This window comes from Pseudomonas putida (assembly GCA_041879295.1).
In the GTDB taxonomy this organism is placed as follows: Bacteria; Pseudomonadota; Gammaproteobacteria; order Pseudomonadales; family Pseudomonadaceae; genus Aquipseudomonas; species Aquipseudomonas putida_Y.
Genome location: CP047152.1, coordinates 5622936 through 5636418, shown reverse-complemented (window position 1 = coordinate 5636418; position 13483 = coordinate 5622936). Strand labels below are relative to the sequence as shown.

10 protein-coding genes are annotated in these 13483 nt (G+C 62.7%); 7 read left to right on the top strand and 3 right to left on the bottom strand.

All coding sequences use genetic code 11. The annotated features are described in order from the left end of the window. Positions 1-20 precede the first annotated feature (20 nt). Positions 21-995: a helix-turn-helix domain-containing protein gene (locus GST84_25635; GenBank protein XGB15549.1), complete on the bottom strand. Its 975-nt coding sequence runs from the start codon at positions 993-995 to the stop codon at positions 21-23. A 180-nt stretch (positions 996-1175) separates the two neighbouring features. Between GST84_25635 and GST84_25630 the strand changes: the two genes are divergently transcribed. Both GST84_25630 and GST84_25625 read left to right on the top strand, forming a co-directional pair. Further along, positions 1176-1538: a helix-turn-helix domain-containing protein gene (locus GST84_25630; protein XGB15548.1), complete on the top strand. Its 363-nt coding sequence runs from the start codon at positions 1176-1178 to the stop codon at positions 1536-1538. A gap of 72 nt (positions 1539-1610) precedes the next feature. Then, on the top strand, positions 1611-2237 hold the full coding sequence (locus tag GST84_25625; protein XGB15547.1) for an isochorismatase family protein: 627 nt from the start codon (positions 1611-1613) through the stop codon (positions 2235-2237). Between the two features lie 96 nt (positions 2238-2333). Here the strand turns inward: GST84_25625 and GST84_25620 are convergent, their stop codons facing one another. Beyond that, positions 2334-7382 carry an AAA family ATPase gene (locus tag GST84_25620; protein XGB15546.1) on the bottom strand — a complete coding sequence of 1683 codons (5049 nt, stop codon included), beginning with the start codon at positions 7380-7382 and terminating at the stop codon, positions 2334-2336. Between the two features lie 238 nt (positions 7383-7620). On the opposite strand from GST84_25620, the gene GST84_25615 reads away from it, so the two are divergent. The 3 genes from GST84_25615 (at position 7621) to GST84_25605 (ending at position 9523) form a co-directional block, all read left to right on the top strand. Then, positions 7621-8613 (top strand): response regulator, encoded by a 993-nt coding sequence (locus tag GST84_25615; GenBank protein XGB15545.1) that lies wholly within the window; start codon positions 7621-7623, stop codon positions 8611-8613. Between the two features lie 8 nt (positions 8614-8621). Further along, a complete protein-coding gene (locus GST84_25610; GenBank protein XGB15841.1) occupies positions 8622-8978 on the top strand; it encodes a response regulator in 357 nt (118 codons plus the stop codon). 116 nt (positions 8979-9094) lie between these two features. Continuing rightward, positions 9095-9523 (top strand): DoxX family membrane protein, encoded by a 429-nt coding sequence (locus GST84_25605; GenBank protein XGB15544.1) that lies wholly within the window; start codon positions 9095-9097, stop codon positions 9521-9523. 32 nt (positions 9524-9555) lie between these two features. Here GST84_25605 and GST84_25600 read toward each other — a convergent pair whose 3' ends face one another. Further along, positions 9556-11046, bottom strand: coding sequence for a YifB family Mg chelatase-like AAA ATPase (locus GST84_25600; protein ID XGB15543.1), 1491 nt, complete (start codon positions 11044-11046; stop codon positions 9556-9558). Positions 11047-11350: 304 nt separating this feature from the next. On the opposite strand from GST84_25600, the gene tnpB reads away from it, so the two are divergent. Together tnpB and GST84_25590 are read left to right on the top strand one after the other, a co-directional pair. Beyond that, positions 11351-11707: an IS66 family insertion sequence element accessory protein TnpB gene (gene tnpB / locus GST84_25595; GenBank protein ID XGB15840.1), complete on the top strand. Its 357-nt coding sequence runs from the start codon at positions 11351-11353 to the stop codon at positions 11705-11707. Positions 11708-11725: 18 nt separating this feature from the next. After that, positions 11726-13258 (top strand): IS66 family transposase, encoded by a 1533-nt coding sequence (locus GST84_25590; protein ID XGB15542.1) that lies wholly within the window; start codon positions 11726-11728, stop codon positions 13256-13258. Positions 13259-13483: the final 225 nt, after the last annotated feature.

Below are 13483 nucleotides of genomic sequence, written 5' to 3'. Positions count from 1 at the left end.
GTTGTGTGAGTGGCCCGCGCTCAACCCCCACCAAACTGCGTGCGATACTGCGCCGGCGTCATGCCTATCCGCTCACAGAACACCTTGCGCAAATGCCGGTCGCTGCCAAACCCGCACTGCGCCGCCACAACCTTTAACGGCAGGTCGCTGCCTTCGAGCAGCTTGCGCGCGCGGTCGATGCGCGCATTCTGCAGGTACTGCAGCGGCGTCATTCCCACCTCCCGCAGAAACGTCCGGGCAAAGTTACGCCCGCTCATGGCCACCAGTTCGGCCATTTTCTGCACGGTGAACGCCTGCTCGATGTGGTCGACTATATAGGCCTGCACCCGGGCAATCGGCGAGTCGTCGCGTGGTACCGCAGCCAGCAACGGCCCGTAAGGTGTCTGCCCGCCCTGACGATGACGGGCAACCAGCAGCACCTTGGCCACTTCCAGGGCCAGCGCCTTGCCATGGTCCTCGGCAACCACCGCCAGTGCCAGGTCGATCCCTGCAGTGATACCGCCCGAGGTGATCAGGCAGCGGTCCATCACATAAATCTGCTCGGTCTCCACCTTGGCCTCGGGAAACGCTTGTGCCAGGCGCTCCACGTAATTCCAGTGGGTGGTGCAGCGATAGCCATTGAGTAACCCGGCCCGCCCCAGCAGGAACACTCCGGTGCAGATGGCACCGAAGCGTTTGGCCTGGCGCACGGCCTTGGGTAGCCAGCGCTCGATCCCTGGCAATGCGACGGCATAGGCTCCTGGGCCGCCGGGCACCAGCAACAGGTCGACGGCTTCCGGCAAGTCTTCCAGGCGCCGGTCTGCCACTACCTTAAGGCCGCATGAGCCGCGTACCACCGCTTGTCCCTCGGCCAAGGTCAGCAGCCGATATTGCCGTTCTGCTGGCAAGAATCGGTTGGCGATGGCGAATGCATCCATGGGGCCGGTGACATCCAGCAGTAGCACATCGTTGAACAGCACCATGGCCACGGTGCGGTGGGCGGGTTTTTCCTGCATACCTCTTTCGCCTTGAATGCCGGCCGCTGGTAGCGGCCAAAAGCTGAATACGAAACGCATCTTAAGGTATCGGCAAAACGCTCAGGGCCAGCAGCGCACAATTAACAATAATTCAGGTTTGGCTCAGGACTTCGTCATGTGCCGGGGGCGAGACTTTCTGCATTGAACAGGAGAGTCGCCATGTACCCTGGGACGCCCGAAGCGCCGCTGCAAACCCCCGGCGCACTCACGCCCGCGCGGCTGCGCCGGGCCAAGGAGCTGATGTTGCACAGCCCGTTGTCGATCATTGAGATCGCCGCGGTATGCAACCTTACCCGCAGCCATTTTTCCCGCGCTTTCAAAGTCAACACCGGCCTTTCGCCGCAAGCCTGGCGCCTGCTGGCGCGCATGGAAAAGGCCAAGCGCTTGCTCGCCACTGAGGCACCTATCACCCATGTGAGCCTGGAATGCGGCTTTTGTGACCAGGCCCATTTCACCCGCGCGTTCAGCCGCCTGGTCGGCCAGCCACCCAAGGCCTGGCGGCAGGCGCAGGTACTTTCTTAAGCCGAAGCTATCCACCGGTATAACCCCTGCGGACAGTGCCGGCCCGTTATCCCAACCCAAGGAGTCACCCCCATGAGCCAACCCGATTACAAGCGCCTGAACAAAGACGACGCCGTGGTGCTGCTGGTCGACCACCAGACTGGCCTGATCTCGCTGGTGCAGGATTTTTCGCCCAACGAATTCAAGAACAACGTGCTGGCTTTGGGCGACCTGGCCAAGTTCTTTGGCCTGCCGACCATCCTCACCACCAGCTTCGAGCAAGGCCCGAATGGCCCGTTGGTGCCCGAGCTGAAAGAAATGTTTCCAGATGCGCCGTACATTGCCCGTCCGGGCCAGATCAACGCCTGGGACAACGAAGATTTCGTCAAGGCAATCAAGGCCACGGGCCGCAAGCAACTGATCATCGCTGGTGTGGTGACCGATGTGTGCGTGGCTTTCCCGACCCTGTCGGCGCTGGCGGAAGGCTTTGAAGTGTTCGTGGTGACCGATGCCTCGGGTACCTTCAACGAAACCGTGCAGCAAGCGGCTTGGGTGCGCATGACCCAGGCGGGTGCGCAGATGATGAACTGGTTCTCGGTGGCCTGCGAACTGCACCGCGACTGGCGCAACGATATCGAAGGGCTGGGCAACCTGCTGTCGCAGCGTATTCCCAACTACCGCAACCTGATGAACAGCTACGCAGCGCTCGCCTCGCGATGATGTAAACCTGTATCGGCCTCTTCGCGGGTAAACCCGCCCCTACCATGGCTGCGCCGACTGTAGGAGCGGGTTTACCCGCGAAGAGGCCGGCACAGGTTATGAGTGACTCACAGGCAGAAAGAAGCGAATCCGGCATCCACCCAACTGCGACACCAGCGCCTGCAACTGCCCGCCGTGGGCCTGAGCCACCGAACTGCAGATCGCCAAGCCCATCCCCATGCCACCGGTCTTGGTGGTATGAAACGCATCGAATACACGCTCCCGCTCGTCCGCTACGATCCCCGGTCCGTTGTCGTCCACGCAGATTTCCACCCCATCCTTGACCACCGCCGATCCAATCTTCAGCACCCCGTCACTGCGATACCCAGCCAATGCTTCCAGAGCATTGGTAATCAGGTTGAACACCAGCTGCTGCAACTGCACCGGGTCGGCTGTCACGCAGACCCCGGCCTGTAGCTGCGTCTGCACATTCACCTTGCCCTTGGCGGCATCGGCCGAGGTCAGGCGCACCACCTCGCGGATCAATTCGTCCAGCTTCACTGCCTTGAGTTGCATCGGCGACTGCTTGGCCAAGGACCGTAGCGCCCGCACGATGTTGCCGGCCCGTTCGCTGTCGTTGCGGATATCTTCCAGGCCGGCAATCGCTTCTTCCAGGTCGGGTTTGGCGCGTTTCAGCCAGCGCAGGCTGGCCGCGGCATTGGAGGCGATGCCCAGGAGCGGTTGGCTGATCTCGTGAGCGATGGACGCTGACAGCTCATTCATCGCCTGCAAGTGCGCACTGCGCGCCAGTTCCGCACGCGAGCGGCGCAACTCAGCCTCCATCTGTGCGCGGATCTGGTTCTCCTCGGCCAGGCGCGTGTAGAACTTGGCCGTTTGTAGCGACACCGCCGCCTGAGAGGCGAGGATCTCCAGCATGGCCAGGCGCTGACTGCCGAACAGGTTCGGCACAAGACGGTTTTCCAGGTACACCAGGCCGATCAGCACGCCCTGGATCACCAGCGGCAGGCACAGCACCGAGCGGGCGTTGCGTGCCTGCAGTTGTTGGCGGAAGGCCTCAGGGCACTCATCAAGGGCATCGTTGAGCACCAGCGGTTTGCGGGTGCGCATGGTGGCGTTGATGACTGACAGCGGTGCCTGGGTCATGAACTTCTGGCAGTTGTCCATGCTCACGTGCAGCCCGGCGTCGTCGATGTGGGCCAGGGCAGCCATCTGGAATTCGGCGCCGCTTACAATCAGCAACACGCCGCGATCGGCACCGGAGTGCTGGGTCAGATGGCCCATCAGGGTTTCGATCAGGCCTTCGAGCAGCACTTCCTCGGACAGTGCCCGCGCAGCTTCTATGCCGGCTTCGAGGTCCAGCTTGGCCTGGTGGGTGGCGCGATAGGTCTCCTGAATCGGTTGGGTGCGTAGAAACGGATGCAATGTCTCAAGCTGGTGCACCTTGCCGGTCGCGCCCCAGATATGGAAGCAGTCGCGAGCGATGCGCAGGTGCAGGTTGGCGCCGGAGATCAGGCCGTTGGGGATGCACACCTCGGCCAGCTGTTCATGGGCCAGTGCCTGCTCGTGGATGAAACCGGCAGCGGTGGCGGCAATTTGCGCCTGGTCGAAGCAGCGGATCGCGCCCAGGCCGTCGCCTTCGAGCTTGGCGATGACGCCTTCGATCAGCAACTGCTTGCTGCGGAAGGTGGCCGGGTTGAAGCCGGCCCAGCGGCTGAAGCGCTCGCGCAGGGCCTGTAGCTCGCGCAGCTTGTCGGCAAGGCTGCCGTGGGCTTCGGGGCTGCCCAAGGCCAGGCCGCGGAACAGATGATAGTCGGCCAGGTTGATGTGCGCCGGTGCCGCCCAGCTGTTGTCACCGGCCAATGCCAGGTCGCGCATGGCCTTCGGGATATTGCCCATGTAAAAGGCGCACATGGCGGCGAACAGGTGTTGGAAGAACCGCGTGGTGGGCGACCTGGAGGGGGCGGCCGGGGCCGGGCAGGGCAGGCCACTCAGGTTGGCGACGAACGCTTGCTGGGCCTGCAGGATCTGCTCGACATCGCGGTAGCCGTGGTGACGCACAGTGGCCAGGCCTTGCGCCACTTCCTCGACCACGTCCGGCAGGTAGCGGCCCATGAACAGCGAATCTGATACCAGATGGTTGCAGGCGTAGCAGCTCATCGCCAGGTCGCCGCTCAGGCGCGCCGAGTCGATGGCATCCAACGTGGTACGTCGGGCGAATTCCATGGGTGAGGTCCAGGCGCTGACCTGGTCCAGGGCCAGCAGCGCACTGGTCAAATCAGCTTCGAAACCGTGTCGCTCGATCAGCTTGAGCGCGGCCAGGCAACAGGCATGGCCATCATGGTAAGCGCCGAAACGTTCGGCAATCATCACCCCGTACCAGGCCATGCCGTAGGTGCTACCTGGGGCAACGCCGTGCAGCAGCGACATTTCCATCAGCTTGGCCAGGTGCAGGAAGCAGATGTCATCCTTCACGAAGAACGATGATGACAGGGTGGCCAGCAGGCTGATGGCAACCGTCACTTCCTCCGATTCGGTGCGCGGTAGCGACTCCAGGCAATGCCGACCTTTCTGTTCGACCAACGCCTGTACATGGGCGTGACTGGCCTCGACCTGTTGCCAGTCGACGCCCCGCACCGGGCTTATACCCAGTAAGTCCAGGCCGCTCAGGGCGCTGTCGATGGCTGCCTGATAGTCACCGCGCAAGGTATACAGCAGTGCCTGCAGCCGGCACGCTCGCGCCTGCTCCAACGCCGAGCGGGCACGCTGTCTGCATTCAGTGAGGCGTGCCTCGGCCGCGATCGTTCGTGACAGTTGCATGTCGCACTCCGTCGCCATGCAGGCGATGGCAAAGCCATGCGTGACGCGGCTTTCAAGCGTGGCGCCGTGGTGCAGCAACTGCTCGGCGGTGTGCAGGTAGCCTGCGGCCTGCTCGAAGGCGCCGGCGTCGCGTGCGCGTGATGCGGCCTCGCGTAAAAGCTGCAGGAACGCTTCGCAGTCATCCGCTGTAAACCCGCAGGGGGCGGCACGTTGCAGCTGGCTGGCGAGCTCGAACAGCCCCTCCTGCATGTAGTCTGGCCAAGCCTGGCGCATGGCCAGGGCGATGCGTGCATGCAGCGAGGCGCGCTCGTGCTCGGGCGTTAGTGCATAAGCGGCCTCCATCACCCGGTCATGAGTAAAGCCCAAGCCGTTCTGGCCCGGTTGCACGAAGCCGGCGCCAATCAAGGTTTTCAACGGTTCGCCTGGCGGCTGGGCGAGCAGCTGGCGAAGCAGGCGCTCATCGCAGTGGCTGCCCGCCGCGCTGACGACCCGCACAAGGTCGCGTTGCGGTGCTGGCAGGCGCCCCAGGCGGTGGACCATCAGGTCGGCCACATTGTCGGAATAGCAGTGCCGGGCCACAGCCTGCAGGCACCACGACCAGCGCATGGCCTGGGTGTCGAAGATGAACAGCTGGTCCTCGACCATGGCCCTGAGGATCTGGTTGATGAAAAACGGGTTGCCCGCCGTTTTGTCGTGCACCAGTTCGGCTAGCTGAAATGCCTCCTCGGGGGCAACGTGGTAGCGCTCGCCAATCAGCTCGGCCACCGCTCCAACGGCCAGCGGCCGCAGGTTCAGCGTGGTGCTGCGCACCGTTGCAGGTATGGCCAGCGGTGCGCTGGTGGTGGGCGTATCGTTGCACCGGGTAAAAATCAGCAGCAGGTTGGCCGGCGCTTCAGCCAGCAGTTGGGCCAACAGTTGTCGGGTGGCGTCGTCGGCCCATTGCAGGTCGTCAAAGAACAGCACCAGCGGTTGGCCAGGCCGGGTGAAAACCTGCAGGAATTCAATGATCGCGTGCAGTTCCTTCTGCAGCGCAAGGCGCGTGGGCTTGGCGGGTAATTGGGGCAGTGGGCCGAGAATCAGTTGCAGGTCCGGGGCCAGCTTGCCGAGCAGGCGGCCATGACCTTTGATGCGGCGCAGGATTTCGCGGCGCAGGGTGTCGAGGTCCTGACTGTTCTTGGCCAGCAACTGGGTGGTCAGGGCGCCGAGTACTTCGATCCAGGGCGTGTAGGGCACAGCTTGGGCTTGGCTGTTGCACTTGCCGACGGCCCAGTAACCTTCAGCGTTGACCTTGAGCGCTGCTTCGACAAGGCTCGACTTGCCCATGCCAGCAGCGCCGTTGATGACCAGGGCTTGTGGTTTGCTATGGCGATGCAAGGCCCTGAGCAGCAGGGTAATGGCCTTTTGCTCGGCGCCGCGGCCGTACAGGCGTGCGCGGCCAGGCGCTACCGGGTCGGCGCAACCTGGCGTGAAGGGTGCCAGGATTTTGTGGGCGGCCCACTGCCGCTGGCAGTGAGCCAAGTCCACTGCAAGGGCGCGCGCGCTCTGGTAGCGGGCGTCCGGCTCTTTGGCCAAGGCCTTTGCCAGGATGAGGCTGAGGGGTGGCGGCACGTTGCTGTCCACTTCGCAGGCCGCACGCGGCTTCACACCCGCATGCAGCTGTCGCCAGTGCTGGGTGTCACGCCCGGCCAGTGGCAGCTCGCCCAGCAATAACTGGTAGAGGATCGCGCCCAGGGCATAGATGTCACTGCGTCGGTCGCTGGTGCTACCGTGCGGGCAAACCTGTTCCGGTGCCAGGTAGGCCCAATTGCCGAGCGGGGTGCCCTGTTCGCTGATCCGCTCTGCCGGGTCGGCGCGAAAGAAGCCCAGTCGCACCCGCTGGTGGGCGCCCAGGCACACATGCCCGGGCTGCAGTGTACCGTGCAGCACATTGGCTTCGTGCGCTTGCGCCAACGCGAGGGAGGCGTTCACCGCGATGTCGAGAAACGGCTCCAGCGCCGCAGGGCCTTCCGCGATCAGGTCGGCGACTGAGCGCACGGCCGGGTACACCAGCAATGGGCCCTCAGCCGAGCGCACGAACGCAGAGGGGATCACAGCCCATTGCGGGTCCAGTTGCAGGCGGTAGTCACGTTCCAGGCGCTGACAGGCGGTAGGGGCCTCGAGCGGGGCGCGCACGGCAATCCAAGCCTGATTTGTGGCTGGGTCGCGCAGGCGGAAATAGCTGAGTTCACCTTCCTGGCCCAGCGCGCTGATCTCGCACTGGTTCAGCCAGCCTTCGTCGATTGACTGATCGTAATCGATGGGCCTGTGGGCAAGGCGTTCATCGAGCATAAAGCACCCCCGCTAGCGACATCCTGAGGCGCGAGTATACGCAGCGGGCCCAGCATGAATGCGGGATACAGCCTGCTTGGCAGGAACGGGCACGCTGTTGTCCGTTATCGTCCCCTGAGGGTTGGCGGGCTTTTGTATAGTCCTCAGGCCAACCTATCCCTCGGGATAATTGTCTGAATGCGTATGCTGGCTTAGGCTGCCCATGCAGCGAAAACGCCCGTGCCCGCGCGAGGAAGCCATGATCCGAATAGGCAATGCCCTGGTGTCGCTGGAGCGGCGCGAAGTCTATGTCGACGGCAAGCCGATCCTGTTGGGGGGGCGTGCTTTCGAAGTGCTGGCCACGCTGATCAGGGCCAGGGGCCGCGTGGTCGGCAAGGACGAGCTGTTCAGTCAGGTGTGGGCTGGTACGGTGGTTGAGGACAATAACTTGCAGGTGCAGGTGTCCTTGCTGCGCAAGGCCTTTGGCGACCGCGGCCTGATCCAGACCGTGCCGCGCCGGGGCTACCGTCTGGCCGCGCAGATCAGCCTCGAGGTGCCGGGTCAGGCACTGGGTGGGTCGTTGCTGCACACCATGGCCGAGGCTGTCGAGCCGCTCGATGAGCGCGTGAACGTGCCGGTGCTGGTCGTGGATGACGACCCGTCGGTGCGCACCGCTTTGGGCCGGCTGTTGCGCTCGCAGGACATCCCGCATCACTTGTTTGCCAGCGCCGAGGCTCTGTTCGAGGCCCGCCTGGAAACCCCCTGTGCCTGCCTGCTGCTGGACATGCACTTGCCGGGTACAAGCGGCCTGGAGGTACAGGATGCGCTGTGCCGGCTGGCGCTGCCCTGGCCGATCGTGTTCATGACCGGCTTCGGCACCATCCCGATGACAGTCCAGGCCATGCGCGCCGGAGCGGTGGAGTTCCTGACCAAGCCGTTCGATGAAGACCAGTTGCTGACCTTGTTGCAGACAGTGCGCGCCCGTGCCGTGGCCGAAGGCCGCAAGTGGCTCCATGCGCGGCAGGTCGAGGAAAAGTACCAGCGCCTGACTCAGCGTGAGCGCCAGGTCTTCTCGCTGGTGGTAGGCGGCTTGTCGCACAAGCAGATTGCCAGGCAGATCGGCACCAGTGAGGTGACGACCAAGGTGCACAAGAAGAACATCATGAACAAGATGCAGTCCCGCTCGTTGCTGGAGCTTGCGGCCATGCACAACCTTCTCGGCGCGCGGTCTGAGAGCCTGGGCAGCGCATGAGCAGAGTGGTGTGCATCGTCGACGACGATGCCTCGGTGCGCAAAAGCCTGGCCAACCTGCTGCGCTCGGCGGGGTTCGAGACCTTGTCGTTTTCCGCCGCGGACGCCTTCCTGGCCTCGCCACTGGCGGGCGAGGCGGGCTGTGTGTTGCTTGACCTGAAGATGCCGGGGATGAGCGGGCTGGAGGTACAGCGTGAGCTGGCACAGCGGGGGTGGCGCTTGCCGGTGATCTGCATGTCGGCACATTGGGACGATGGCTCGGTACGGGCAGCGATGGGCCTTGGGGCACTGGCCTGCCTGGGCAAGCCGTTTTCTGAAGAGGTGCTGCTGAAGGTGGTTGAAGAGGCTTTGGCCGGCGGTCAGTGAGGTTAAGCCCGCGAAGAGGCCTTACGCTTTAAGACCCCTCACAGCACACCTGCGCAATCAATCTCTGGATAAATGCGCAATGCTCCGCAGGTTGATCGATTAGCGAGCCCCTTGCCATGCCACGCTTGAAACCCTTTCTCGACCCCCATCCCCCAACCCTGACCGCCATCGGCCTGCTGTTCATGCGGGTAACGGCTGCCTTGCTGTTGCTGTTCATTCACGGCCTGCCCAAGCTGTTGGACTGGAGCGAGGAATTGCAGCGCATCGAAGACCCCTTCGGCCTGGGCGCGACCCTGACCTTGGCCTTGACTGTGTTTGCCGAGGTGGTTTGCCCACTGCTGCTGCTACTGGGGATCGCTGCACGTCTGGCTTGCCTGCCCGTGCTGGCGGTGTTGCTGGTGGCGCTGGTGGTGGTGCACCCGGACTGGACACTGGAGCAGGGCCAGTTTGCCTGGTTACTGGTGGCGCTTTATGGCGGCTTGGCCTTGACAGGGCCTGGGGTTTACTCAGTTGCCGGATGCATCTGGCGGAACAGGGTTACCTGACCGGTTTCGGGACTGCAAAGCAGCCCGGCAATCTAACTGCTCCCTGGCCGGTACTGCAGGGCCTCGGCCAGGTGCGTCCGGCCAATCGTCTCGCATCCCTCCAGGTCCGCCAACGTCCGCGCCACCTTCAACAACCGGTGCGCCGCCCGTAGCGACAAGGTCAGCCGCTCGCAGGCCCCTTCCAGCCAGACTTGGTCCGCTGCTACCAACCCACAGTGGTGCCTTAAACCTTCAAGGTCTAGAAATGCATTTGCACACCCTTGTCGGCTGTGCTGCAGCTCCCGCGCTTCAGCCACCCTGACGGCGACATCGGCACTGGTTTCACCGCTAGGCTGGTTGTTCAACGTAGTGCTTTCGCGAGCCACGGTCAGGTGCAGGTCGATGCGGTCCAGCAGTGGCCCGGACAGTTTGTTGCGATAGCGCGCGATCTGCTCGGTGCTGCAGCGGCAGCGGCCAGTGGGGTCGCCCAGGTAGCCGCAAGGGCAGGGGTTCATCGCCGCCACCAACTGGAAGCGCGCGGGGAAACGCACCTTGTCGCGGGCACGGGCAATCACGATTTCACCTGACTCCAGTGGCTCGCGAAGCACTTCCAGTACGCGCCGCTCAAACTCCGGAAGTTCGTCGAGAAACAACACGCCGTGATGGGCGAGCGTGATTTCACCTGGTTGCGGTCGGCTACCGCCACCAACCAGCGCAGGGCCGGACGCAGAGTGATGGGGGTGGCGAAAGGGTCGCTGTGGCCAGCTATTCAGCGGCGCTTTCCCGCTGACCGACTGGATTGCCGCCACTTCCAGCGCTTCGTGCTCGTCCAGCGGTGGAAGCAGCCCGGGCAGGCGGCTGGCGAGCAAGGTCTTGCCGGTGCCGGGGGGGCCGGTGAACAACAGGTTGTGCGCCCCGGCCGCAGCCAGCAGCAAGGCACGCTTGGCTGCCAGTTGGCCCTGCACTTCGCTCAGGTCCGGGTAGGGGCGTTGCTGCAGGATCAGGCCGTTGGCTGCGTAGGGCGGCAGCGGCACCTGGCCGTTCAGGTGGGCGACCAACTCCAGCAGGTGGCCCACCGCATACACCACCAACCCGCCGGCTAGGCTGGCTTCCTCGGCATTTTCCCGTGGTACCACCAGCGCCCGGCCTGCCTCGCGTGCCGCCAGTGCCGCAGGCAGCACGCCCTGCACCGGCCGCAATTTCCCCGACAGCGCCAGTTCGCCCAGGCATTCCATATCGGCCAGGGTGGCAATCGGCACCTGGCCGTCGGCGGCAAGGATGCCCAGGGCAATGGCCAGGTCATATCGGCCGCCATCCTTGGGCAGGTCGGCGGGGGCGAGGTTCTGGGTAATGCGCCGCTGCGGGTACTTCAGCCCGGAGTTGACGATGGCGCTGCGCACCCGGTCCTTGCTTTCCTTGACTGTGGTTTCCGGCAGGCCGACCAGGGTGAGATGAGGCAGGCCGTTGGTCAGGTGGGTTTCGACGCTGACCGCCGGTGCCTGCACGCCTACCTGGGCGCGGCTGTGGACGAGGGCTAGGGACATGAACACTCCGTTGTTGCTGGTAATGCCGCTTCCTGCGGCTGGGCAAAGAATAGCCAGTGCTGCCACGGCAGGCGCAACAAGTGTGCATCGTGGTTTTTCAGGGCAGGGGTTTTCCCTGCGTTTTCATGGGCTTCGGCAAAAATTGATCCAATAGGTTTCGCGCAGGTACCAGCTATGGCTTAGTTTTATGGGCAAATTGCCTTGCGCCGGAGCTTGGTAAGCGCTCCATGAACCCCACATTCAAAGCGCTTACCTGATCCTCGATGCTGTGCTCCCGATTTCTTTCTGGAGCTCGCCGACCATGATGCGACCCGACGCCAAAGTCGAAAAAGTGTACCTCTACCCCAAGCCTGTCGACTTTCGAAAATCCATCGATGGCCTGGCCGCATTGGTCGAACTCGATATCAAAGTGGCGGTGTTCGACCCAGTGCTTTTCGTCTTCCTCAACAAGTCTCGCAATCGCGTGAAAATCCTTTATTGGGAGCGAAACGGCTTCTGCCTCTGGCTCAAACGCCTGGAGTCCGAACGTTTCAAAACTTCACCCGATCCGACTGAGGTCGCCATTGTCCTGACCGTTCAGGAACTGAACTGGCTGCTTGATGGCTTCGACCTCTGGCGCAACCGTCCGCATCAGGTTTTGACGCCTCGATACGTCGCCTGATTCGGTATAATCCGCGGCATGATTTCCATGCCCGAAAACCTCCCTGACGATCCTGTTCTGCTCAAGCAACTGCTTGAGCAGATGATCCACGAGCGCGCGTCCGACAAGGGCAAGATCGTTCATCTCGAAGAGGAAGTTGCGCTATTGCGCCAGCGCTTGTTCGGGCGCAAGACCGAGCAGACTGGCGATGCGGCGACACCACAGTTGCCACTCTTCGACGAAGCGGAAAGCCTGGCCGAGCCCTTGGATGAGGCTGACGACGAAGAAGTCGTTGCGCCAACCAAACGCCGTGGCAAGCGCAAGCCGCTGCCAGCTGATTTGCCGCGTATCGAAGTTGTCCACGAACTGCCCGAGCATGAACTGACCTGCGCTTGTGGCTGCCGTAAACATGCCATCGGTGAAGAAGTCAGCGAACAACTTGAAATCGTCCCGATGCAGATTCGCGTCATCAAACATGTTCGCAAGGTGTACGGCTGCCGGGACTGCGAGTCAGCGCCCGTAACGGCGGACAAGCCCGCCCAGATGATCGAGAAAAGCATGGCCAGCCCGAGTGTGCTGGCCATGCTGCTGACCACCAAATACGTAGACGGCTTGCCGCTTCACCGCTTCGAAAAAGTGCTGGGGCGTCACGGTATCGATATCCCGCGCCAGACCCTGGCACGCTGGGTGATTCAATGCAGCGAGCACTTTCAGCCGCTGCTGAATCTGATGCGCGAAAGCCTGTTGAACAGTCGGATCATCCACTGTGATGAAACACGTGTGCAGGTGTTGAAAGAGCCTGGTCGTGAGCCCAGCAGCCAATCCTGGATGTGGGTGCAAACCGGCGGCCCACCTGATCGCCCGGTGATCCTTTTCGACTACGCCACCAGCCGAGCGCAGGAGGTGCCGGTGCGCCTGCTGGACGGCTATCGCGGCTATGTCATGACCGACGACTACGCCGGTTACAACGCGCTGGCCGCACAGGACGGGCTGGAGCGATTGGGCTGCTGGGCGCACGCGCGCCGCAAGTTCGTCGAAGCGCAGAAAGTACAGCCCAAGGGCAAAACAGGACGCGCTGACATCGCATTGAACCTGATCAATAAGCTCTATGGCGTCGAGCGCGACTTGAAGGACAGTGACGACGAAGATCGTAAGGTTGCCCGCATGGAGCGCAGCCTGCCATTGCTGACTCAGCTGAAAAACTGGGTAGAGAAAACGCAACCTCAGGTCACGACGCAGAATGCCTTGGGCAAGGCCATCGGTTACTTGGCCAGCAACTGGAGCAAATTGGAACGCTACGTCGAGCACGGCTACTTGCCGATGGACAACAACGCGGCCGAGCGTGCGATCCGCCCGTTTGTCATCGGGAGAAAGAACTGGTTGTTCAGTGACACGCCCAAAGGTGCCACTGCCAGCGCACAACTTTACAGCTTGGTAGAAACGGCCAAAGCCAACGGCCAAGAACCCTATGCGTGGCTGCGCCACGCACTGGAACGCCTGCCGCAGGCGTGCTCAGTCGAAGACTACGAAGCGCTACTGCCATGGAATTGCACACCTCACATACACAGCTAGGTGCGCTGCCCATCTTTGGTTAGGTGGGGTTTATGGAGCGCTTACGGAGCTTGCGGTGTTCGGCACACCTGTAGCGGTTGAGAAAGGAAATCTGGAACATGATCTGCTTGATGATATACGCCGTTGTGCCCCGGCCATTTCATCGTGTTAGCGCCGGAGGTTGACGAACGAATGAGCTCATTACGGCTTGGCCGCACCGAACACCGCGCTTATCTGGTTAATGCG